Consider the following 21,858-nt stretch of genomic DNA (forward strand, 5'->3'; position numbering starts at 1 on the left):
TTTTAAGAAAAGTTAAGCTACATCAAAGACGGATTCAGGATGCTGCTAGCTAAGTGAAACGCCTTTGCGCCCTTAAATTATACATTATCATTATAAAACCATTGCGTTCCTTGCGTTAAAAATCAAGTAATATAGATTGTTTAAAGGCTAAGTTCGCAAAAAAGGATTATAATAAGGCTGTATATTTTTGTTCGCAAGAGCATTTCATTCAGCAGAGATGATGCATGATAGGTTAAATGAATGTTTAGAATCAGTAGATTAGCCTTAGCTGAGTGAAGTGCCATTGCGATCTTAAAAAATAATACGGTGTAATTATAAAATCCTTGCGTACGCCGCGCTAAAAGAATATATATAAGTAAAATTATAACGTTCTTTGTAATGCAGAACAACGCTCATCATGGAAATTAAAATACAGTCTTACCGAATTTCAGATTTTCCTTCCCATTTTACCACTGAAAACTACAGTGTTGTTTTATGGAAGGGTTCCGGTGTTTTTTCTGTAAATGATATCAATTATCTTTACAAAGAATATAATATCTTATTTCTTTCACCCTATCAAAAGTTGAAACTGGTTTCAGAGACGGATGAGAATATTGATGTTCTTCTATTTCATGGAGATTTTTATTGCATAGAGTATCATAAAGAAGAAGTAGCCTGCAACGGACTACTTTTCAATAATATTTATCTGAATCCCGGCATAGAACTCTCAAAAGAAAACTATGAATACATTCTTGAGCTTTTTAATCATATAAAAAAGGAAGAAACAGAAAATCATCAGTTTTCACAATCTATTATTAAAACATATATCCAGCTGATTTTTGCCATTTGCAGTAAGCAAAAAAGCGGAATTGAAAACAGTTCAGTAATCAAGGAGAAACTACCCAACAAATACGCTGTAGAATTTCAGAAACTACTGGAAGGGAATTTTAAAAATGAAAAAGAGCTTTCATTTTATAGCGATCAACTCAATATTACCAACAATACCTTAAGTAAAGTGGTCAAAAAAGAGTTTTCCAAAACACCTACTCAGCTGATTAATGAGAGAATTATTCTGGAATCCAAAAAGCTTCTTCATTTGACATACCGTTCCATAAAAGAGATTGCTTCAGAGCTGGGATTTGATGATGAATTCTACTTCAGCAGGTATTTCAAAAAAGCTGTGGGCTGTTCTCCCAAACAATATCGGGAAAAAGTAGGCATTTCTGTGGTGGCAAAAATGTCCATATAATGTCCTGAAATGTCTATGTTTGGGCTGTAAGCATGTGAATATCTTTGTTAAAAAAGTAAATCTTATGCAAAACAGTAGCTTATACAGCCGTTTATTAAAGTTAGATGATTATTTCTTCAATTTTCTGAGAATATCAATATGTATTGTCATGGTCTGGATTGGCGGGCTTAAAGCATTTCAATATGAAGCTGATGGAATTGTTCCCTTTGTTGCCAATAGTCCGCTGATGAGTTTTTTCTATAAAAATGCAGGAAACAAAGTCCTGAATAAGGATCAAAAGCTTGTTTCTGAATACACGATATATAAGAATCCGGAAGGAAAAGTTGTACAGAAGAATATCAACTGGCACACACAGAATGGGACCTATACCTTTTCCTATGGGCTGGGAACGATGATTGTGATCATAGGAATTGTAGTGTTTCTGGGAATTTGGTTTCCTAAAATAGGTGCTGTAGGAGCGGCTTTGACCTTTTTTATGTCTCTGGTTACCTTATCTTTTCTCTTGACCACTCCAGAAGTGTATGTCCCTGATCTTGGTGGAGATGGCCCGACGATTCAATATGGATTTCCATATCTTTCAGGAGCAGGACGTCTTGTTTTGAAAGATATTATTATGATGGCAGGTGGATTGGTTTTATTTTCAGATAGTGTAAAGAAATTGGTAAAGCCATTCTAGCCAATTTTTAATGGCTTACCAAAAATTAGATTGAAAGTACAGCACAGAGTGATCTGCTCAGCCTTCCCGGAAGAAATCTATTAAAATTATTTCTCTTAAAGTTGGTTCTAAATTTCTGTATTTCTCAAAAAAACACGACATTTGTACCGCGAAAAACCGACTCGATAATTGAGCGGAATTTCAAAAAAAGTTTCAAAAATAGTGCAGATGGAACCTGATGTTTCGTTTGACGAATTAAACAAGTAGATAGATAAGCAAATGAAAATATCAAACAACTGGCTGAAGGACTTTGTAAAAACGGAATTAAAAACTGAAAGAATCGGTGAGTTCCTTACAGATATAGGTCTTGAGGTTGAAGGGATAGATAAATTTGAAAGTGTGAAAGGCAGCCTGGAAGGAATTGTTGTAGGTAAAGTTTTAACTTGCGAGAAACATCCTAATGCCGACAAACTGAAGAAGACAACAGTAGACGTAGGAAACGGAAAAATATTGAATATCGTTTGCGGAGCTCCTAATGTAGAGGCAGGACAAACTGTTCCTGTAGCCGTTGTCGGAACCAAAATCTATGATAAGACCGGAAACTTTTTTGAAATTAAAGAAGCAAAAATCAGAGGCGAAGTTTCTCAGGGAATGATCTGTGCTGAAGATGAGCTTGGTTTAAGCGAAGATCACGGGGGAATCATGGTTTTAGATGAAACCAAGTATGAAGTAGGAAAAAACTTTGCAGACTATTTTGAATTGACCAATGATGAGGTTCTTGAAATTGGTTTGACACCAAACAGAACAGATGCAATGTCTCACTATGGTGTGGCAAGAGATCTGCATGCATTTCTTTCTACCAATCAGCAAAAGTCGCAATTTAATAAATTGGCTTCCGAAGTTTTAAATAATGAAGGAACTCACGATTTCAAACTGGAAATTGAAGATGCAGAGCTTTGTCCAAGATATATTGGCGCTGTAATTGAGAATGTAAAAGTTACAGAATCTCCAAGTTGGTTAAAAGACAGATTGAAAGCAATCGGCTTAAGCCCGATTAATAATGTTGTAGATGTTACAAATTATATTCTTCACGGATACGGGCAGCCGCTTCACGCATTTGATGCTGATAAAATAGCAGACAAAAAAGTGAAAGTGGGTGTGGTAAAGCCAGGGACAAAATTCACTACACTGGATGGAGTAGAAAGAACACTGAACGGTACTGAGATCATGATTAAAGATGGTCAGGATAGCCCAATGTGTATTGCCGGAGTTTTTGGTGGTGAAAATTCAGGAGTATCTGAAACTACAAAAACAATATTCCTTGAAAGCGCTTATTTCAATCCGATTGCCGTAAGAAAAGGTGCGAAACTTCACAGTTTAAATACAGACGCTTCTTTCAGATTCGAAAGAGGAGTAGACCCGAACCTTACAAGAACAGCAATTACTCACGCCATTAAACTGATTCAGGAAATTGCAGAAGGAAAACTGGTGGGTGAGCTTTTAGAAGAATATCCTAAGAAAATAGAAGATAACTATGTGATCCTGAGATTCTCTAAAATTGAACAGATTTTAGGAACAAAAATTCACAGAGAAAAAGTAAAAGAAATCCTTAAAGCATTGGAAATTCAGGTTTTAAACGAAATTCCTAACGGTTTTGAAATCTCTGTTCCTGCTTACAGAGCAGATGTAACAAGAGAAATCGACGTTATTGAAGAGATTTTAAGAATCTACGGATACAATAAGATCGATGCTCCACAAAAGATTTCATTTACCCCAGTGAAGTTAAGTGCAAATGATCAGGATGAACTGGAAAACAGTTGGGCAAAAACTTTACAAAGCCTTGGTTTCAATGAAGTAATGAACAATTCATTGACTTCTGTAAAAGACGAAACTGATGCCGTAAAACTATTGAATCCTTTAAGCGGTGATCTTGCCTTCATGAGAAAATCTCTATTAGAAGGGCTTCTTCAGAATACTGTTTACAACATCAACAGAAAGAATGAGGATATCAAATTCTTTGAATTAGGAAAGATCTACCACAAAAGAGAGAAGTACGAAGAAAGAAAACAATTAGCGATTATTGTTTCCGGAAGAGATGTAGCTGAAAACTGGCTGCAGCCTAAATCTGCAGTAAGCTTCTACAACCTTAAGGCTTATGTAAAAGTTTTATTGGAAAGATTAGCCGTAAGTTATAAAGAAGTAGCTTTATCTGACGAAAGATTCTCTGATGCATTAGCTTATGAAGCAGATGGTAAAATTTTAGTAAGAATCGGTAAAGTAGCTCCGGCGTTATTGAAGGATTTTGATATCGATCAGGATTGCTTCTATGCTGAAATAGAGCTTGAATTGGCTCAGGAATTACGTTCTAAAAACGAATTGAAGTTTAAAGACATTCCGAAATTCAACAAGATCAGAAGAGACTTAGCTTTATTGATTGATAAGACTGTTAACTATCAGGAGCTTTACCAGATAGCGAAGAAAAATAAATCTCCATTCATCAAGAATATTAATTTATTTGATGTGTATGAAGGTAAGAATCTTCCGGAAGGTAAAAAGTCTTATGCCATGAGCTTCGAGCTGTTAAATGAAGAAAAAACACTGGAAGAAAAAGAAATTACAGAAGTAATGGATTCTTTAATTAAAGCTTTCCAGAAAGAATTCAACGCAGAATTAAGATCTTAATTTAAAGATTACAGAAATATTATGAAACGGGCTTTTTAAAGTCCGTTTTTTGTTTTTAAATTATTTCTAGGTAGACTATGAAATAATATTCTATGTGTCCTTTAGTTTGTAAACTTAATTTCTTTTTACAAACTAAGGACACATAGGCTTTATCTGCTGATAGATTATTCGCGCATTCATGACATTAGAAGAAGCATACAATTTTATCGGAGATAAAATCCTTGCGCCCTAAAAAACAGCAGATTCTCAAAAACATTGCGTCTTAGCGTTTCCAACCTGTAAGACAGTATTTCAATGTTGATATTGCTTAGCTCGCACTGATAGGTTGTGATATTTGTGAAATTAATATCTAAAGAAGAGTCGGTAAGATCAGTAATTTACATTTAAAATAAAGTAAAAATATCAACTGTTAAAGAATAATAAAATTTATCGCAGCCCGTTTAAATAATATAAAATCCGTAAATTTGGGTTAATTCAAAAAGTAAAAAATGAAAAATCTTTTTTTAAGTATATGTACAGTAGCAGTATTGGCTTCGTGTGGATCCATGACAAGTCCATCTGCTTCTAAAGTAGGAAAAGCCCAGCCAGCTCTTGCCAGTACAAAATGGACGTTGGCAGATAATGTAAAAGGCAAAGTCCCGACATTGAACATTGAAGGTGAAAAAATTAATGGAAATGCAGGTTGTAACAACTATTTCGGAACCGCTACCATAGATCCTTCTACAGGAGGTTTCTCAGCAGGGCAAATGGGATCTACAAAAATGATGTGTAACAATATTGGAGTAGAGCAGAACTTCATGGATATGATGGGGAAAGCTAACAAATATGTAATTTCCGGAACCACTCTGGAGCTTTATAAAGACAATCTTTTATTATTGAAATTCAATAAATCAGAATAAAAAGAAAAAGGAACTCAATTTGAGTTCCTTTTTTATGATTTGGATGTAATTAATCTTCCTCTTCTTCGTCGTACTTAGCCAACTCTTCATCGCACCATTTGAATGCTGCTTCTACCACTTTCGTAGCTTCGTCTGCCATAGTCTCTTCGTCGTCTCCTTCAAGATCGTCTAACCACTCAACTTCCTCTTCCTCAACGTTTAGGATAAATCTTGGATATTCTGTGTGGACTACGAATAGATCTTCTGGAAATTCCGAATTATCTGCTAATAAAAACTTTGGTAATTTCATTTTTTTAATGTTTTAACTTTCTCAAAGATAAATAAAATTATTGACTTAAAATGAGTTCAAAAACATTTTTGAAACTTTTTCAGCTTTTTTACTTTCAGAATAATCATAGAAGCCTTCTCCTGATTTTACACCCAGTTTTCCAGCTGTGACCATGTTTACAAGCAATGGATTCGGAGCATATTTTGGATTCTTGAATCCATCATACATTACATTCAGGATAGCAAGACATACATCAAGACCAATGAAGTCTGCCAGTTGAAGCGGTCCCATCGGGTGAGCCATGCCCAGCTTCATTACTGTGTCTATTTCCTCTACACCGGCAACACCATTGTAAAGAGTTTCGATAGATTCGTTGATCATTGGCATTAAGATTCTGTTAGCCACAAAACCAGGATAGTCGTTTACTTCTACAGGAATCTTTCCTAGTGTTTTACTCATTTCGTAAATAGCAGAGAACGTTTCTTTAGATGTAGAATATCCTTTGATGATTTCTACCAGCTTCATAATTGGTACCGGATTCATGAAGTGCATTCCGATCACTTTATCTGCTCTTTTTGTAGCCGCAGCAATTTTTGTAATAGAAATAGAAGACGTATTGGTTGCAAGGATACAGTCTGTAGGTGCCAATTCATCCATCTGGCCGAAGATCTTTAATTTAAGATCAAGATTTTCAGTAGCCGCTTCTACGATAAGATCAGCCGCTCCTACAGCATCATTAAGTGCTGTGAAAGTCGTAATATTACCTAAAGTTTCAGCTTTTTGCTCTTCCGTAAGGTTCCCCTTTGCAATGATTCTGTCAAGGTTCGTAGTAATGGTTTTCAATCCTCTGTCTAAAGCATCCTGGGATACATCCACAAGATTTACTTTAAATCCACTTTGTGCGAAAGTGTGTGCAATACCATTTCCCATGGTTCCTGCTCCGATAACTACAATGTTTTTGATCATTTTTCCTTTATTTTTTATAGATAGTTAAATTTCTTGCATTCATAAGATCCTCCTGATGAGCGATATCAGTGGAATCAAAACCAACATTTCCGGTGTTTGCCTGTTTTTTATTGTTGTTTTGATTAGAAACAGCAGCAGTAAGCCCCCGTACAAGGCGTTTTCTCTGATTAACGGTAAGAAAATCGGTTCCTACATATAACTGATATTCACCTTCTCTGCCTACGCCCTTTTCTATAAGGATTTCCAGGCTTCTTATCTGGTTTTTTCTTTTAAACTCTTTAAGGTAGCTGATGACAGGTTTCTCTGAAGCCGGACCACAGCATACACTTCCATAGCGGATCTTTAAATAGTTTTGATTCTTCTGTGACAAGAAGAAAGTGAAGCAAAATAAAGACGCTGCTAATAGTATTTTTTTCATAGTAATGAATTCAGGAATCGATGTGATTCTCTGCCCTAAAATTAAGCTTAATATTTTATTTATTAAAATTATCCCAGACCACTTTTGAAATGTCTGAGATTATTTTGCAGTTTTCGGTTTCAGATTCTTTGGAATTGCTTACATAGATGGCAATTGCATAGTGTTTACCGCTAGGAAGAGTGATGATTCCCATATCGTTTTCTGCAATAGTAAGTGTATCATCCTTTCTGCCGGAAGATCCTGTTTTATGAGCTGCTGGTGTTCCTTTTGGCAGCTGTTCAACAATTTTATTGGCTCCGGTTTTGGTTCCCAGCATAATCTGCATCAGATAATCCGTAGATTTTTTGGAAAGCAGTTTTCCATCATAGAATTTTTTCAAAAGATTTACAGTAGAACTAGTGGTAGTGTAATTTTCATAGAGAGAATCCCAGCCGTTAAGAGCCATACCATGTTCACTGTATTTAATCTGAAAATCTTTGATACCCTTAGAATTCATGAATTTCTGAATAGCTTGTGTACCACCTGTAAGGCCAATCAACAGATCACAGAGATTATTATCACTCAAAGCCACTGTATAGTCAATGATTTCGTTTAAAGTAGCTTCCCTATTTCCTTCAGGATGCTTTACACGATAGGGAGACCATGTATTTTCATAGAGGTCAGATTTTTTAATGAAAATCTTTTGATCCAATGAAAGTTTCCCCTGGTCCACGAGATCTAACGCTGCACAGGCAATATGGAACTTGAAAACACTCATCATAGCAAGTCTTTTGTCTCCGTTTTGGCTGTATTTAAAATTATTTTCAAATCCTAAAACTGAAACTCCTACTGTAGCTTGCTTGCCCTTTGTAATTGAGTTTATTTTTTGTTCTAATGTAGATTTTTGTGCAGAAACAAATGCGGAAGTTAAAAGGAGAAAGAATGTTATTTTTTTCATAGGGATTAAGGATAAAAAGAAATCCCTTTTAAAGGCTAAAAGGGATATGCAATTTAAGATAATTATCGATAGACTCAGAAGAAAAAAAGATTTTTAAACGGGCCGTTGAAAGGTATTAGTGAGATAATTAACTCCAAGCTTCCATCTTCCTGCTTCCCAACCTTCATTTTACTTTATTTCAAAATAATTCAGGCTCACACCATCATTTTCAAAGATGACCCTGATTTTGTTTTCCCCTTTCTGAAGCTTGATATTTTTTGCAGAAACAGTATTCCAGTCTTCATTTTTTCCCGTAGCCGGTAATGAGATGGTGGATAATAATTTTCCTGAATTATTCTCAAATCTTATTTTTGAAGGATTTATACTTGAATATCTGATCTCGAACGTATAGTTTTTATCTGCTTTTGAGCTTACAGTATATTGCAGCCATTCTCCAGCTTCTGTTTTTCCTACATAATATTGATTGGTGATTGTATCAGTGCAGGAGTAGATGTCTACACCATCATTTCTCATTTGCTGGCCGGAATTCCATTCGGATCTTTTAGCAGGATCGCTTACCCAGAGGTTAATAAAATCTTTATCCAGATAAGCAGAACCCAACCTCCCCAAATCATACTCTGAAGCAAATACTCTTCCAGGAACTAGATGGTTTTTAAACGGTTTTGTAGAATCATCGGTCACCTGTCTGAACATGGCATCAATAACATCATTTTTTACTTCAGTATTGCTGAATTTGTAGTTGTCTGCAATATGCATCAAAGCTTTCTTTGCATATTCTTTGGAAGGTTTTTCGCCGCCGTTCTTCCAGTAGTTCAAAAGCTTTTCATACTCAGGAGTTGTTTTTACATTGGTAATTCCGGCAATGTTGTCAATTTTTTTCATAGGCCAGAAAGCATATCCGATATTATGCTTATCCAATAACTGAATCAGTTCTGTAAACCATACATTAGAATTTTCACCGGTTTCTCCAAGCCAGATCGGGATATTATGTTTCTCTCTTAAATCCAAGGCAAACTGTATGGTTTTATCATCGTTATCATTCCAGTATTTATGGAAACTGAAAGCCATGTTCTGATCCCAGATTGGCAGTAAGCCATTGTAATTATTACCCCATCCATTTCCTTCAATAAAGATAATATGCTTCTGATCCACTTCCCGGATGGCGCTGGTGATCTCTTTTTGTAATTTCCAAAGAGGGGCATTCGACATTTCATCAATACCATTGGGGTTTTTTCCGGTGAAATTGATATTAGGCTCATTGATAATATCATATCCACCAATCCAGGGTTCATTCTTATAGCGATCTGCCAGTTTTTTCCAGAGAGCAATGGTTTTTCTTTGATTTTCTTCACTTTCCCAAAGTGATGGCTTAGTCTTATCATTATCTGAGATGTTGGCATCATTTCCCTGTCCGCCGGGAGCAGCATGAAGATCAAGGATCAGATAGATTTTGTTGTCTTTACACCATTTAAGCAAATCATCGGTCATCTTAAAACCTTCTTCCAGCCATGTGTCCTTGCCTTTTACCGATTCCTTTTCTATAGGAAGAGTATACAGGTTGTAATGCATAGGAAGCCTAATAGAATTGAAGCCCGCTTTTGCTAAAAAATCAATGTCCTGTCTGGTAATACCATTCTTCAGATAAGCTTTATAAAATTCATGCATTCCATCCTCACCAATCAATTCGGCTATTTTTTCCTTAATCTTATATTGAGGACCAGCAAAATCAGCTGTTTTCAGCATATAACCTTCCTGTAGCATCCATCCGCCTAAGCCGAGGCCTTTCAATTGGATATTTTCACCTTTATCATTAATGATTTTTTGTCCTGAAGTCTTTAACAATTGAGATGTCCCAAATTGAGACAATAATAAAGCGGATAATAGAATGGCTCTTTTCATAGTTGTTTTGATGGTTTTAAAATAATGGAGGAATAATATTAGAAGCAATCATGAATGGCATTATAAAATAAGCAGTTACTTACTTCATTTGCTTTGCCATAGATCCTTATATATAAATCAAAATATTTCAATACTTTATTGAATTGTTTTTCAAATATATTGTTTTTTTGCTTTGAAGGAGTCTTTTTATTGGTAAATCTGTAATTTTTAATGAGAATTTTATTTAAGAATTACAGCTGTACTATATTAAAAATGCTACCTTAATAATCAGGGTAAGGGATTATTAAGATAGCATGATCACTATTGTTGCTGATAACACAGCATATTTTTATTTTTGGCTGATTAGGCTCATGATTTCCAAAGCTACCTTCAGTGCCTCAGTTCCATCTTCAAGAGAAACCTCTACATTTTTATCACCGGTAATGGCATCAGCAAAAGAGTTTAATTCATCAAGAATTGCATTGTTAGGCTGAATGTTAGGGTATTCAAACAGGATCTGATTTTTTTCTCCTTCTGCATTTTCAATGATCATATCAAATGGGGTAGGCTGTTCAGGAGCATCTTTCATTCTGATCACTTCTGCTTTTTTCTCAAGAAAATCTACAGAAATATATGCGTCTTTCTGGAAGAATCTGCTTTTCCTCATGGCTTTCATAGAAATTCTCGAAGTCGTAAGGTTGGCAACACATCCATTTTCAAATTCTATTCTTGCATTGGCAATATCCGGAGTTTTACTCACTACACAGACACCACTTGCGTGGATGTTTTTTACTTTAGACTTAGCCATGCTTAACAGAATATCCAGATCATGAATCATAAGATCCAGTACTACAGAAACATCCGTACCACGAGGATTGAATTCAGCTAATCGGTGAATCTCAATGAACATCGGGTTGTTGATGTATTCTTTGGTGGCAATGAACGCTGGGTTGTATCTTTCAACATGTCCTACCTGTGCTTTAATGCCATTTTCCTGGCATAAACGAAGAATTTCTTCTGCCTGCTCCAGCGTTTGGGTAACCGGTTTTTCAATAAAGAAATGAAGCCCTTTTTCTATAGCTTTTAAAGCGTAATCATAATGATAGACTGTTGGAGTAACAATATCCAGCATATCAATCTGCTCAAGCAATTCATCAAAGTTTTCAAAATATTTATATCCTAATTCGGCTTCTAATTTTTTTCCGTTTTCAACATCTTTATCGTGGAAACCAACGAATTCGTATCTGTCTGACTGATTAAGAAGTTTTAAATGGATCTTTCCCAGATGTCCGGCACCTACCAAACCTGCTTTTAACATAGCTCTATTAAATTTTTGTAAAGATAAGAAAGAAGTTATATTCAGGAAGGCAGAAATTGTTTTTTTGTGGATAAAACTTTTTTGCAGACTCCTGAAATCTAAAATCTAATTTCTTACTTTTGTCAGATGCAGGATTTGTTTGTACATAAAGGAAAAAGAAAGAATTTAGTAGAATATCTCAGATACAGAATCGGGATTTCGGATGAGAATGTACTTTCAGCAATGAATGACGTTCCGAGACATCTTTTCATTGAAAGTATTTTTGAAGACTTTGCTTATGAAGACAGGGCTTTCCCTATTCTGGCCCATCAAACCATTTCGCATCCTTCAACGGTTGCAGAGCAGTCTGAACTGCTACAGGTGAGAGCAGGAGAGAAAGTATTGGAAATCGGGACAGGATGTGGATATCAGACAGCTGTTTTACTGGCAATGAAAGCTCATGTATACACTGTAGAAAGACAAAAAGATCTATTTGATTTTTCTAAAAATAAATTGAGAGAGCTTCACCTTTATCCAAAGTTTCAAAGTTTTGGAGATGGTTTTGCCGGGCTGCCAACTTTTGCTCCTTTTGATAAAATTATTGTTACCTGTGGAGCCGGAACTTTACCTACAGAATTGTTAAAACAATTAAAGGTAGGTGGCAAAATGGTCATTCCATTAGGTCCAACGGATGAACAGGTTTTATACAGATTCACCAAAGTAGGCCCTACGGAATTTGAAAAAGAAGAGTTTGGAGCTTATAAATTTGTTCCGATGCTGGGCAACACGAATCAATAAAATTAAATTCTAAATTTAAATAATCGCTGAACAACGGAACTGGTAGGCGTGCTAGTCTCAAACACCAGTTCTTTGATTTTACAACGAATGCAAAAATAAAAAATGTTTAATCCAAATGCATTCCTGAAAAATTCGTGCATTCATGGCTATAAATTAAATTCTTATATGAATTTACATGTAGTACCATTTTGAAGCTTTATCGTTGGCATAATTTAAAGTTTTTTGTGTGTTTTTTATAAAATTTTGGTTCAGTTCGGAATGGAAATTGGACTTCTTTAAAAACTCAACCACTTAAAATCTTATGATTATGGATACGAACAGATTCAAGGCGTCACATGATTTTAGTAATGTTCAGAAGAACCTGCACAACAATTCCGGATATAGTGTAGAAAGCTATTCCCAGCAGGCGAAAGATTACATTCACGATATGAAAAGCAAGAATCAGGAGGCCACAAAACAAGGATTTATGACACAAGCCCAGAAATCGGCTAAAGAAGTTTGGGAAGAAATTCAGGAAATAACTTCTGAGGCTTGGGAAAAGAACCATTCTGATGAAAAGAAATAATTTTTAATATTAAAGTTCAATAACCTTACTTTTTGCGAGTGAGGTTTTTTATTTAAATCCAATAAAATAATAATGAAAGTTTTTATCAATAAAAGAATTCCTGAAATTGGAATCAATATGTTGCAGGAAGCAGGACTGGAGATCATATTTCCTGAAAATGAAAATCTTACTTATGACGAATGGGTACAGTATTGCCGGAATACGGATGCAATTCTTAATATTGGTGGTGATTTTAAATATGATAAAGCCTTTTTTGATGCCTGTCCTGATATCAAAGCCATTGCTTTATATTCCGTAGGGTTTGATCATGTTGATATAAAGGAAGCCAGTCTCAGGAATATTCCGATTGGGAATACTCCGGATGTATTAAGCAGAGCAACTTCTGATGTTGCTTTTTTATTAATGCAATCGGTAGCAAGAAGAGCAAGTTATAATTTTCAAAAAGTTAAAGAAGGGAATTGGGGTGCTTTTGATCCTCTTAATGCCTTAGGACAGGAGCTCTATGGTAAAACATTAGGTGTTTTCGGATTGGGGAGAATAGGATTCCATATGGCTGAAAAATGTAAAAAAGCTTTTGATATGAAGATCATTTATCACAATCGTCGTCATAATGAAGAAGCTGAAAGAGAGTTGGATGCGAAGTATGTCTCATTTGATGAACTGGTTACAGATTCTGATGTATTAAGTATTCATGCTAATTTTACTGCTGAACATAAAGAACTTTTCAATAATGGGGTATTTGGAAAAATGAAATCCAACGCTATTTTTATCAATACAGCGAGAGGTGGGTTTCATCAGGAACAGGATTTATATAAAGCATTAACTGAAGGGAAAATCTGGGGAGCCGGTCTTGATGTAACCAACCCGGAACCTATGTCTGCAGACAATCCTATCTTAGAATTGTCCAATGTTTGTGTGTTACCTCATATCGGCTCAGCAACCATTGAAGCAAGAAACGGAATGGCCCGACTAGCTGCCGGAAATCTTATTGCCTTTTCAAAAGGTGAGAAGATGCCGAATTGTGCCAATCCTGAAGTATATTCCCATCATTTATCATAACTTGGAATTATTTTTGTTCTGAATATATAAACCTTAAAAATCTAAATATTATGGCACCGGAAAACAATATTAATGAACAGAACAAAAGGTTGGAACGTATGGATTATGATCCCAACGAAGATATATTCAAAAGAGAAAAACATGTTTCGCTGGATGGAGACGGAAATCCTATATTTGATGAAGATATAGATGATGACAAGATAGATAAAGGCCTTGATATTCCAGGTGCCGAAGACGATGATAAAATGGAAGAAATAGGAGAGGAAGATGAAGAAAATAACTATTGGAGCCTCAGTGATAATGAGGACGATCATGAAGAGGAAAATGATGATGTTTTAACTTAGAAAATTTACTTATAATAATAACCTTGCTGATTTTCAGTGAGGTTTTTTGTTTTTGAAAGGACAACTTAATCTTGTAAGAAGAAATTCCTCTCCTCCGGAGGGGTGGATTCAAAAATTATTAAATTTTTGAAGACGGGGTGGTTCCATAATGCGTAATAATAAAAGACTCTAACTCTTTCATGATCAACACAAGATTATTCCTTACGTCAAAATCAGTGATCCTAAAAACCAGTAGCCCTAAAGATTCCATATATTCCTGTCTAATACCATCATAGACTTGTTTTTCATCATGACTTGAACTATCAATCTCAATAATTAATCCTAAGGATTTCACATAGAAATCAACAATATAGTTCCCGATAATCCTTTGTCTGTCGAAATCAATTTCATAAAAATTTTTTGCCCGAACTTTTTTCCAGAAGATCACTTCTCCTAGTATTCGGGCTTTACGTTTTTCTTTTAGTAATTTTTTTAAATAAGGATTGTAAGGTAGGTTTTGTACAAAGTTCTTACGAATGGGAATTCCATTGATAGAGGTTAGTATTTCTTTCATTTGTGTGTTTTTTAACCACCCCGGCTTTCAAAATTCAGAGAATTTTGAAAGCCGCCCCTCCGGAGGAGGGGAATGTGAGTGCTTCTTTTCAAATATAGTATTTAAAATATGGTGTTGAATATATTTTCATAGGATTGATAATCAGCTTTTTTGCCTAATCATAGTTTTAGGCTTTCCTTTTCCTGTCTTTTGTTGCCTATATTTCATAATTTGAATATCTTTAAAACTTAAAACATTGTTTAAACATAGAACTTTAAATAGCAATATGACATTTCAAGAACAGATACAGCAGGGGATTCCGAATCAGCTGCCACAACAAAAAACATACGAAACCAATATCAACCATGCTCCCAAGCGTAAAGAAATTCTAGGAGAAGAAGAAAAAAAACTGGCATTGAAAAATGCTTTGCGTTATTTCGATCCGAAGTTCCATGCAGAATTAATTCCTGAATTTAAGCAGGAACTGGAGGACTATGGAAGAATTTATATGTACCGTTTCCGTCCGGATTATGAGATGAAAGCCAGATCTATTGAAGATTATCCGGGAAAATCTGAGCAGGCAAAAGCCATTATGCTGATGATCCAGAACAATTTGGATTATGCCGTTGCTCAGCATCCTCATGAACTGATTACTTATGGTGGAAACGGAGCTGTTTTCTCCAACTGGGCACAGTATCTGCTGACAATGAAATATCTGTCTGAAATGACTAATGAGCAGACTTTGGTCATGTATTCAGGACATCCAATGGGACTGTTCCCATCTCACAAAGATGCACCAAGAGTCGTGGTAACGAACGGGATGATGATTCCAAATTATTCCAAACCGGATGATTGGGAGAAATTCAATGCTCTTGGTGTGACACAGTATGGGCAAATGACAGCGGGAAGTTATATGTATATCGGTCCTCAGGGAATCGTTCACGGAACAACTATTACAGCTTTAAATGCTTTCAGAAAGATCAATAAAGATCCAAAAGGGGGTCTGTTTGTTACTTCAGGATTGGGAGGAATGAGTGGAGCTCAGCCAAAAGCAGGAAATATTGCGGGTTGTGTTACCGTATGTGCAGAAGTAAATCCAAAGATTACCAAAATCCGTCATGATCAGAAGTGGGTGAATGAAATTTATGAAGACCTGGATGGATTGGTGGAAAGAGTAAGAGAGGCACAACAAAATAAAGAAACTGTTTCTTTAGCTTATCTTGGAAATATTGTAGATGTTTGGGAAAAATTTGACAAGGCAGATTTAAGAATTGATATTGGTTCAGATCAGACATCCCTTCATAACCCTTGGGCAGGTGGATATTATCCGGTAGGACAAAGCTTTGAAGAATCTAATGCCATGATGGCTGAAGATCCTGAATTATTCAAAGAAAAAGTTCAGGAGACATTAAGAAGACACGCTGCGGCCATCAATAAACATACAGAAAAAGGAACTTATTTCTTTGATTATGGAAATGCTTTCTTATTGGAAGCATCCAGAGCCGGAGCTGATGTAATGGCAGATAATCCAACCTTAGGCAGAGAATTCAAATATCCAAGTTATGTTCAGGATATTATGGGTCCTATGTGTTTTGATTATGGTTTTGGACCGTTTCGTTGGGTATGTGCAAGTGGAAAACCGGAAGATTTACAGAAAACCGATGAAATTGCATGTGCTGTATTGGAAGAAATGATTAAGAATTCTCCTGAAGAAATCCAACAGCAGATGAAGGATAATATCCAGTGGATTAAAGGAGCTCAGGAAAATAAACTGGTGGTAGGCTCACAGGCGAGAATCCTGTACGCAGATGCAGAAGGAAGGATGAAGATTGCTGAAGCCTTTAACAAAGCTATTAAAAACGGTGAGATCGGACCTGTAGTATTGGGTAGAGACCATCATGATGTTTCAGGAACAGATTCTCCTTACAGAGAGACTTCCAATATTTATGACGGATCAAGATTTACTGCAGATATGGCGATTCACAATGTGATTGGTGACAGTTTCCGTGGGGCAACCTGGGTTTCTATTCACAATGGTGGCGGAGTAGGCTGGGGAGAAGTAATCAACGGAGGTTTCGGAATGCTGCTGGATGGGAGTGATGATGCTGACAGAAGATTAAAGTCTATGCTTTTCTGGGACGTAAACAATGGGATCTCAAGAAGAAGCTGGGCAAGAAATGAGGGGGCTATTTTTGCTATTAAAAGAGCGATGGAAGCTGAACCTAATTTAAAGGTAACCCTTCCGAATCTTGTAGACGAAAATTTACTGTAATTCTTAGTTTACAGGCATGAAACTCTTTACAACAAAAGAAGGGAATTTTTCAATTCAAGTACTCAATGAGAGAGAAGAGCATGTCGGTGAACTTTTATTTGGAGTCATTAATGGCCTCAATGAGCGAATAAAAATAGGGAGCGAAATCTACAAAATTGAAGGTACAGGATTTTTATGGAAGGATATTAGGGTTTTGGATGAATCCGGAAAGGTGGTTTTAATAATCGACTCTTCCAAAAACCGACTCTTTTATTATGGGAATAGTACAGAAATTTATACCTACCAATTTAAAAGTTGGCTTCACAAAGAGTTATTGTTGTATGACAGCCAAGATAAATTAGTCTTAGCTTTAAGTTATAAGCAAACCCTTCTTAAATTGAAGTATGTACTGGAGATTGATGAGGATTTCAATCACGATTTGATTATTTTAAGTTTTTTAAATTTTTATCTGAGAGATGTATTAAATGGATAATTTTGAAACTTCATTTCAGGTAAAAACAAAAATTTTATAAACTGCTAAGCCTTGACAAATATCAACAAAAAACTGTTTTCACATCTCAACGTAGAGGATGATGATCCTGTTTGGGAAAAATTTGCTGAGGTTGAGTTTTCAAAGAAAAATATATTCTCGGACAATAAAGCCTATCTTGTAGAAGATGGGCTTGTCCGTAAATACTATATCAACAGTACATCAGATATAGATACTGAAGTCTGTGCAGAATTCTATTTTCCCGGCGATATTTTTACAGTAGGAAATAAAGGTTCAGAAGGTATTTATGAGTCCATCAGCAGTGGCCTTGTCTGGGAGATTACATTAGAGGAGGTAAAGGAAATGTTCGCTGTGAATCCTGAATGCCGTTTTGTACAGAATTATTACCTAAGCAGGAAACTGAACGCAGCTATGAAGCGCGAGATGCTGTTACTAAAAAATACTCCACAGGATCTTTATGAATACCTGCTGGAAAATAAACCCCATTATATTCAGAATATTCCTTTAAAATATCTGGCTTCTTATATTGGTATTACCCCGATTTCTCTGAGCCGGATCAGAAAGAGGATTAGTTAAAGACTGGAAGCTTGAAGATGGGAGCTGGAAGTGATCAAGGTGATAATAAATGATCTCATACTTTTAATAAGAGCTATTATCCTATTTTTTATAAACGCAAAGTTTCAATTTTAAATACACATTATTTTAAGTGAGTAAAGAGCTCATCGATTTTTAATCGATTTGATGAAGCGTGCCTCAACCATCAATTTCAGCACTGGCTTGGCTGGCATCTTTACTTCCTTTGATTTTGTCTTTTAATGAATAAAAACAAAGATATACGCTGTTCCTCGATTCAAAAAACTATCAGAAATTACAGGACGATAATTAACTTCCATCCTCCATTCCTCCATCTCCCAGCTTCAATTAATTAACTTTTGTTTATTGTTTGACCTTCTATAAGTCTTTTCCTTTGTTGAAAAAAGAATATGGAAATACAGAAATTAAACTGGGCAGGAATAAAGCTTATTTCAAATGGTAAAACCATCTTAATAGATGCAGCAGAAGATTTTTCTTATTACAAACCTGTTTTAGGGGAAGCTGTAGATGAAGTGATTAAGTTTACAGATAAGGTAGAGGCAGATTATATCTTATTTACCCATATGCATCTGGATCACTTTGATAAAAGTGTTATTAAAAAATGCTTAAAAAAAGAAGGGAAATTGATTGTGTATTCAGGGCTAGAATCAGTTGTCAGAAAGATTATGGGTGATGTTGAAATGGTTGTGCTGAATCTTAATGAAGTTTTTACCGAAAACAATATTATCTTTAAACCTGTATTTGCAATGGATGGAGTAGGAGAAATCCAGACTTCATGGATTGTGGAAGATCTGCACTCGAAGATTTTTCATGGTGGAGATACTATCTGGCATAATCAGTTCTGGAAGTTGGGAAAGGAGAATGAAAATATAGACTATGCATTTTTGCCTGCCAATGGTGTTGTTGTCAATTTTGAAATGATAGGATTGGAATACAGCCCGGTTCCGGCTTCTCTTAATTTGAAGGAAGCTTTTGTTGCGGCCCATCTTTTACATGCTAAAAAGCTGGTTCCTATACATTATGGATTATTTACCCATGAGAAATTTTATATTCCTCAATTATTTGATCAGGAAGATTTGCAAAAAACTTCTAAAGAAATAGGACAGAATTATCTTATTCTGAAAGATGGTGAAACGTTGATGGATTCGTAGACAGATATTTGTTTTTAACGGACAGATTAATAAATTAAAAAATGAAAAAAATAGGAATTATAGGTTGTGGCTGGTTAGGCGGTCATATTGCAGAGAAGTTATCTGGTCAATATGAGATTTTTGCAACCACGACATCAGAGTCTAAAATAAAAGATTTATCCGCTAAAGGATATCACATGACACAGGTCAGTTTTCCAGACAATGATATATCTGAAACAATACGCGAATGGGAAATAGCATCACACTTGAATGCTGTGATTATCACAGTTCCGTTTTCGGGAGTGAGAGGAGCTGAAGTTCCTTTGCATAAGAGAGCTGAGAATTTACTCGCATTTCTTGGAGATTATAAAGGTCAGGTCTATTTGATGAGTTCTACAGGAGTATATCCTGATACTGAAAAAGAATTTACAGAAGATGAGCGTCTTGCAGGTGATGTTCCAAGCGAGAGTATTATAAAAAACAGATTTCCTGAAGTCAATGTTTTGAGATTGGCAGGATTAATGGGAGATCAGAGACTGCTAAAGAATTATAATATATCCAATCTGGATCTGCTGGTTAACCATATTCATTATGCTGATATTTGTTCAGTCGTTGAGAAAATGTTGAAGAATCAGGTCAGGTCCAAAGTTTATAATGTGGTGGCACCTATGCATCCTAATAAAGAAGAGATTATCAACGCCCAGAAAGACCTGCCGTATTCAGGTGAACGTACCACCCAAGGCAGAACAATATCACCCTCAAAATTAATTTCAGAGCTGGATTATGAATTTCAATATCCTGATCCTCGATATTTTCATCTTACAAATGGTTCTTAATGATGATGTCTTAAAAAATAGGAGGCCGTCTCACAACTCGTGGAAACGGCCTTTTTTATGAAATTTTCCTGTATCCCTATACGAGAAGGTTTTTCGTTTAAACGATTCTCGACCCACATCATTTAGTTGTGATACATCTTCTTTTTTATTTTGAATTATTAAGAAAATTAAGTTCTATACTTTTTAAACATTTTTGATGTTTCTTCTTAACCAGCTTTCATCATGTGGATATCCTTGATAATTTAATATAAAAATCCTGTGAAACGTATTATTTCTTCTTAAGAGCTATTATTTCTTCCTGTAATCTTTGATTTTCCTTTTTCAGAAGTTCTATCAGTTCTCTCTGACTTTCCAGAAGGAATTCAGGGACATTGCAATAAAGATTACCATTTATATTATTTCCAAAACCACTACTACCAGTAATGTTATCAAAGTGATTAACCTGTTTAGCTTCCTCTTCTTCAAAGATTTCCTCTACAGGAACATCCAAAAAACGGGCAATTTTTTCCCATTCTTCTTTTCTTATCGCTACATCTCCGCTTTCTTTTCTGCTGTAGTTAGAAACATCTGTAGCAATAAAATCAGCAACTTGCTGTTGTGTGTAGCCTTTTCTTTTTCTTACGTTACGTAGTTTTTCTTTTTGCATGACCCGTATTTTCTACAAATATGCAAAATATTACCCGAAAAAAGTATTTCTTTTTATGAGAAATTGCAGCAGGGCAGATCATTTTTTAATCTTTATGTGTTTTTTAGAATGCAAGAAAATCTCAGATTTTCAGTAATAGAATCATTCATGCATTGGTAGGTAATCTAAAGCATTATACAATTTTATCGCAGATAAAATCCTAGCGCCTTAAAAAGGTGTTGAAAGGAAAAAAATAGCGCCTTAGCGTTTCCAACCTTTCCTATTCAAAGAGCATCTTTATAGGTAAAAGAATATTATGAAAATTACCATCCCAAAACCCTGTCATGAAAACTGGGATAACATGACTTCTGATGAAAAAGGAAAATTCTGTTCTGTCTGTTCTAAAACTGTTCACGATTTTACAGGTTTTTCAGATGAAGAACTATCTGATAGTTTCGATTCAAATGAAAATATATGTGGTAGATTCCGGGAAGACCAGCTAGGAGTAAACCTTAATTTTTCTTTAGTGAGTAAACTGGCTCTTGGGGCATTGTTTATTAGTAGTTTTACAGTTACTGCAAATGCACAGGAAACAAAACTAGGAAAAACAAAGATTACTGAGAAAGTACCGGGGGTGAAAATGAGTATTTTATCTACTGATAGGTTTAACAGAAACCAGCCTCTAAGGATTGGTGCTCCTGCTGTAATATCGGACAAAGAGCCTTTGATTTTACTGAATGGTAAAAAGGCTTCCATAGAAGAATTGCGTGTAATAAAACCAGATATTGTAGATACTATCTATACACTTTCAGGAAAGGAAGCCATAGAAAAGTATGGTGAAAAAGGCAAAAATGGTGTAATATTGCTTACCACAAAAAAGAAGCGTTGAAAAAATATAAAGCTAAATACCAAGAACAACAATTTATTATGTCTGATGAAAAGGACGCTGAGGTTGGAAGAATAGTAGACGTAAGAAGAGTATTTTCTTTAAGACAGTACATTATTCTGAACAACATAAAATATGACATCAAGAATGTGGGTTTCTTAAAAAATGATGTGGAACTTTTTAACGGTCAAAGTGTAGTCTATTTTACAGACCTTGCTAAAGATAGGATTATAAAATCCGGTCAAGAGGTAAGGATATATAATTTTAAATTAGGAAGAATAGGTCAATTATTTGAAAAAGGCAGATTATTGATAGAAGTTAGAAAAGAGCACAAAAGATGGAAAGAGCCTGTTTTTCATATTGATGCAAGTGATACAACAGATGATTTACTGATTTTGTTGTTTTTGCATTATTCTACCAAGGAATTCAATGGTATTGGAGACGATTAATATAAAAAAAACCTCTGGAAATTTTCCAGAGGTTTTTTATGATTTTATAA

General features: G+C 35.3%; 23 protein-coding genes. 15 read left to right on the forward strand and 8 right to left on the reverse strand.

The features are described from left to right. The first annotated feature begins 397 nt into the window (after positions 1 to 397). The 4 genes from DRF65_RS17965 (at position 398) to DRF65_RS17980 (ending at position 5,464) form a co-directional block, all read left to right on the forward strand. Positions 398 to 1,228, forward strand: a complete 831-nt coding sequence (locus tag DRF65_RS17965) for an AraC family transcriptional regulator (protein ID WP_115972127.1) — start codon at positions 398 to 400, stop codon at positions 1,226 to 1,228. A 64-nt stretch (positions 1,229 to 1,292) separates the two neighbouring features. Further along, positions 1,293 to 1,904, forward strand: coding sequence for a DUF417 family protein (locus tag DRF65_RS17970; protein ID WP_115972128.1), 612 nt, complete (start codon positions 1,293 to 1,295; stop codon positions 1,902 to 1,904). Between the two features lie 258 nt (positions 1,905 to 2,162). Then, the gene (gene pheT / locus DRF65_RS17975) at positions 2,163 to 4,565 is read left to right on the forward strand and encodes a phenylalanine--tRNA ligase subunit beta (protein ID WP_115972129.1); all 2,403 of its coding nucleotides are present in this window, start codon (positions 2,163 to 2,165) and stop codon (positions 4,563 to 4,565) included. A gap of 488 nt (positions 4,566 to 5,053) precedes the next feature. Continuing rightward, positions 5,054 to 5,464, forward strand: coding sequence for an META domain-containing protein (locus DRF65_RS17980; protein WP_115972130.1), 411 nt, complete (start codon positions 5,054 to 5,056; stop codon positions 5,462 to 5,464). Between the two features lie 49 nt (positions 5,465 to 5,513). On the opposite strand, the gene DRF65_RS17985 is transcribed toward DRF65_RS17980, so the two are convergent. The 6 genes from DRF65_RS17985 to DRF65_RS18010 all read right to left on the reverse strand — a co-directional run bounded on the left by DRF65_RS17985 (position 5,514) and on the right by DRF65_RS18010 (position 11,249). Continuing rightward, the gene (locus DRF65_RS17985; protein ID WP_002977986.1) at positions 5,514 to 5,753 is read right to left on the reverse strand and encodes a hypothetical protein; all 240 of its coding nucleotides are present in this window, start codon (positions 5,751 to 5,753) and stop codon (positions 5,514 to 5,516) included. Between the two features lie 45 nt (positions 5,754 to 5,798). Next, entirely contained in the window at positions 5,799 to 6,695 is an 897-nt protein-coding gene (locus DRF65_RS17990; protein ID WP_185148473.1) for a 3-hydroxybutyryl-CoA dehydrogenase, read from the reverse strand. Positions 6,696 to 6,705: 10 nt separating this feature from the next. Beyond that, positions 6,706 to 7,116 (reverse strand): hypothetical protein, encoded by a 411-nt coding sequence (locus DRF65_RS17995; RefSeq protein WP_115972132.1) that lies wholly within the window; start codon positions 7,114 to 7,116, stop codon positions 6,706 to 6,708. Between the two features lie 55 nt (positions 7,117 to 7,171). Continuing rightward, positions 7,172 to 8,053, reverse strand: coding sequence for a CGA/CIA family class A beta-lactamase (bla-A, locus tag DRF65_RS18000; RefSeq protein WP_115972133.1), 882 nt, complete (start codon positions 8,051 to 8,053; stop codon positions 7,172 to 7,174). 168 nt (positions 8,054 to 8,221) lie between these two features. Next, the gene (locus tag DRF65_RS18005; protein ID WP_115972134.1) at positions 8,222 to 9,952 is read right to left on the reverse strand and encodes a cellulase family glycosylhydrolase; all 1,731 of its coding nucleotides are present in this window, start codon (positions 9,950 to 9,952) and stop codon (positions 8,222 to 8,224) included. A gap of 328 nt (positions 9,953 to 10,280) precedes the next feature. Further along, positions 10,281 to 11,249, reverse strand: a complete 969-nt coding sequence (locus tag DRF65_RS18010) for a Gfo/Idh/MocA family protein (protein WP_115972135.1) — start codon at positions 11,247 to 11,249, stop codon at positions 10,281 to 10,283. A 126-nt stretch (positions 11,250 to 11,375) separates the two neighbouring features. Between DRF65_RS18010 and DRF65_RS18015 the strand changes: the two genes are divergently transcribed. The 4 genes from DRF65_RS18015 (at position 11,376) to DRF65_RS18030 (ending at position 13,994) form a co-directional block, all read left to right on the forward strand. Further along, positions 11,376 to 12,026: a protein-L-isoaspartate(D-aspartate) O-methyltransferase gene (locus tag DRF65_RS18015; RefSeq protein ID WP_115972136.1), complete on the forward strand. Its 651-nt coding sequence runs from the start codon at positions 11,376 to 11,378 to the stop codon at positions 12,024 to 12,026. A 307-nt stretch (positions 12,027 to 12,333) separates the two neighbouring features. Continuing rightward, positions 12,334 to 12,591, forward strand: coding sequence for a prevent-host-death protein (locus tag DRF65_RS18020; protein ID WP_115972221.1), 258 nt, complete (start codon positions 12,334 to 12,336; stop codon positions 12,589 to 12,591). Between the two features lie 72 nt (positions 12,592 to 12,663). After that, positions 12,664 to 13,650 (forward strand): 2-hydroxyacid dehydrogenase, encoded by a 987-nt coding sequence (locus DRF65_RS18025; RefSeq protein WP_115972137.1) that lies wholly within the window; start codon positions 12,664 to 12,666, stop codon positions 13,648 to 13,650. Positions 13,651 to 13,700: 50 nt separating this feature from the next. Beyond that, complete coding sequence (locus DRF65_RS18030; protein WP_115972138.1) at positions 13,701 to 13,994, forward strand: hypothetical protein; 294 nt, start codon at positions 13,701 to 13,703, stop codon at positions 13,992 to 13,994. 118 nt (positions 13,995 to 14,112) lie between these two features. Here DRF65_RS18030 and DRF65_RS18035 read toward each other — a convergent pair whose 3' ends face one another. Beyond that, a complete protein-coding gene (locus DRF65_RS18035) occupies positions 14,113 to 14,547 on the reverse strand; it encodes an endonuclease domain-containing protein (RefSeq protein ID WP_115972139.1) in 435 nt (144 codons plus the stop codon). 265 nt (positions 14,548 to 14,812) lie between these two features. Here DRF65_RS18035 and DRF65_RS18040 point away from each other — a divergent pair, with 265 nt between their 5' ends. From DRF65_RS18040 to DRF65_RS18060, 5 genes are all read left to right on the forward strand, one after another. Beyond that, positions 14,813 to 16,798 carry a urocanate hydratase gene (locus DRF65_RS18040; protein ID WP_115972140.1) on the forward strand — a complete coding sequence of 662 codons (1,986 nt, stop codon included), beginning with the start codon at positions 14,813 to 14,815 and terminating at the stop codon, positions 16,796 to 16,798. A gap of 16 nt (positions 16,799 to 16,814) precedes the next feature. Next, on the forward strand, positions 16,815 to 17,270 hold the full coding sequence (locus tag DRF65_RS18045) for a hypothetical protein (protein WP_115972141.1): 456 nt from the start codon (positions 16,815 to 16,817) through the stop codon (positions 17,268 to 17,270). 51 nt (positions 17,271 to 17,321) lie between these two features. Further along, the gene (locus DRF65_RS18050) at positions 17,322 to 17,864 is read left to right on the forward strand and encodes a Crp/Fnr family transcriptional regulator (protein WP_115972142.1); all 543 of its coding nucleotides are present in this window, start codon (positions 17,322 to 17,324) and stop codon (positions 17,862 to 17,864) included. Positions 17,865 to 18,271: 407 nt separating this feature from the next. Beyond that, positions 18,272 to 19,033, forward strand: coding sequence for an MBL fold metallo-hydrolase (locus tag DRF65_RS18055; protein WP_115972143.1), 762 nt, complete (start codon positions 18,272 to 18,274; stop codon positions 19,031 to 19,033). A 41-nt stretch (positions 19,034 to 19,074) separates the two neighbouring features. Beyond that, positions 19,075 to 19,848 (forward strand): Rossmann-fold NAD(P)-binding domain-containing protein, encoded by a 774-nt coding sequence (locus tag DRF65_RS18060; RefSeq protein WP_115972144.1) that lies wholly within the window; start codon positions 19,075 to 19,077, stop codon positions 19,846 to 19,848. Positions 19,849 to 20,116: 268 nt separating this feature from the next. Here DRF65_RS18060 and DRF65_RS18065 read toward each other — a convergent pair whose 3' ends face one another. Continuing rightward, positions 20,117 to 20,494, reverse strand: coding sequence for a helix-turn-helix domain-containing protein (locus DRF65_RS18065; RefSeq protein WP_115972145.1), 378 nt, complete (start codon positions 20,492 to 20,494; stop codon positions 20,117 to 20,119). 295 nt (positions 20,495 to 20,789) lie between these two features. Here DRF65_RS18065 and DRF65_RS18070 point away from each other — a divergent pair, with 295 nt between their 5' ends. Together DRF65_RS18070 and DRF65_RS18075 are read left to right on the forward strand one after the other, a co-directional pair. Further along, complete coding sequence (locus DRF65_RS18070; RefSeq protein WP_115972146.1) at positions 20,790 to 21,362, forward strand: hypothetical protein; 573 nt, start codon at positions 20,790 to 20,792, stop codon at positions 21,360 to 21,362. After that, positions 21,359 to 21,808 carry a hypothetical protein gene (locus tag DRF65_RS18075; RefSeq protein ID WP_115972147.1) on the forward strand — a complete coding sequence of 150 codons (450 nt, stop codon included), beginning with the start codon at positions 21,359 to 21,361 and terminating at the stop codon, positions 21,806 to 21,808. The genes DRF65_RS18070 and DRF65_RS18075 overlap by 4 nt, the downstream gene beginning before the upstream one ends. The last annotated feature ends 50 nt before the right edge of the window (positions 21,809 to 21,858 follow it).

Source organism: Chryseobacterium pennae (assembly GCF_003385515.1).
Taxonomy (GTDB): Bacteria; Bacteroidota; Bacteroidia; order Flavobacteriales; family Weeksellaceae; genus Chryseobacterium; species Chryseobacterium pennae.

Coding starts and splice junctions, on each gene's coding strand:
- DRF65_RS18010 (WP_115972135.1), bottom strand. CDS start 11,249: ATGTTAAAAGCAGGTTTGGTAGGTGCCGGACATCTGGGAAAGATCCAT.
- DRF65_RS17965 (WP_115972127.1), top strand. CDS start 398: ATGGAAATTAAAATACAGTCTTACCGAATTTCAGATTTTCCTTCCCAT.
- DRF65_RS17970 (WP_115972128.1), top strand. CDS start 1,293: ATGCAAAACAGTAGCTTATACAGCCGTTTATTAAAGTTAGATGATTAT.
- DRF65_RS18065 (WP_115972145.1), bottom strand. CDS start 20,494: ATGCAAAAAGAAAAACTACGTAACGTAAGAAAAAGAAAAGGCTACACA.
- DRF65_RS18040 (WP_115972140.1), top strand. CDS start 14,813: ATGACATTTCAAGAACAGATACAGCAGGGGATTCCGAATCAGCTGCCA.
- bla-A (WP_115972133.1), bottom strand. CDS start 8,053: ATGAAAAAAATAACATTCTTTCTCCTTTTAACTTCCGCATTTGTTTCT.
- DRF65_RS17980 (WP_115972130.1), top strand. CDS start 5,054: ATGAAAAATCTTTTTTTAAGTATATGTACAGTAGCAGTATTGGCTTCG.
- DRF65_RS18030 (WP_115972138.1), top strand. CDS start 13,701: ATGGCACCGGAAAACAATATTAATGAACAGAACAAAAGGTTGGAACGT.
- DRF65_RS18070 (WP_115972146.1), top strand. CDS start 20,790: ATGAAAATTACCATCCCAAAACCCTGTCATGAAAACTGGGATAACATG.
- DRF65_RS18035 (WP_115972139.1), bottom strand. CDS start 14,547: ATGAAAGAAATACTAACCTCTATCAATGGAATTCCCATTCGTAAGAAC.
- DRF65_RS17995 (WP_115972132.1), bottom strand. CDS start 7,116: ATGAAAAAAATACTATTAGCAGCGTCTTTATTTTGCTTCACTTTCTTC.
- DRF65_RS18045 (WP_115972141.1), top strand. CDS start 16,815: ATGAAACTCTTTACAACAAAAGAAGGGAATTTTTCAATTCAAGTACTC.
- DRF65_RS18020 (WP_115972221.1), top strand. CDS start 12,334: ATGGATACGAACAGATTCAAGGCGTCACATGATTTTAGTAATGTTCAG.
- DRF65_RS18055 (WP_115972143.1), top strand. CDS start 18,272: ATGGAAATACAGAAATTAAACTGGGCAGGAATAAAGCTTATTTCAAAT.
- DRF65_RS18025 (WP_115972137.1), top strand. CDS start 12,664: ATGAAAGTTTTTATCAATAAAAGAATTCCTGAAATTGGAATCAATATG.
- DRF65_RS18005 (WP_115972134.1), bottom strand. CDS start 9,952: ATGAAAAGAGCCATTCTATTATCCGCTTTATTATTGTCTCAATTTGGG.
- DRF65_RS18060 (WP_115972144.1), top strand. CDS start 19,075: ATGAAAAAAATAGGAATTATAGGTTGTGGCTGGTTAGGCGGTCATATT.
- DRF65_RS18015 (WP_115972136.1), top strand. CDS start 11,376: ATGCAGGATTTGTTTGTACATAAAGGAAAAAGAAAGAATTTAGTAGAA.
- DRF65_RS17985 (WP_002977986.1), bottom strand. CDS start 5,753: ATGAAATTACCAAAGTTTTTATTAGCAGATAATTCGGAATTTCCAGAA.
- pheT (WP_115972129.1), top strand. CDS start 2,163: ATGAAAATATCAAACAACTGGCTGAAGGACTTTGTAAAAACGGAATTA.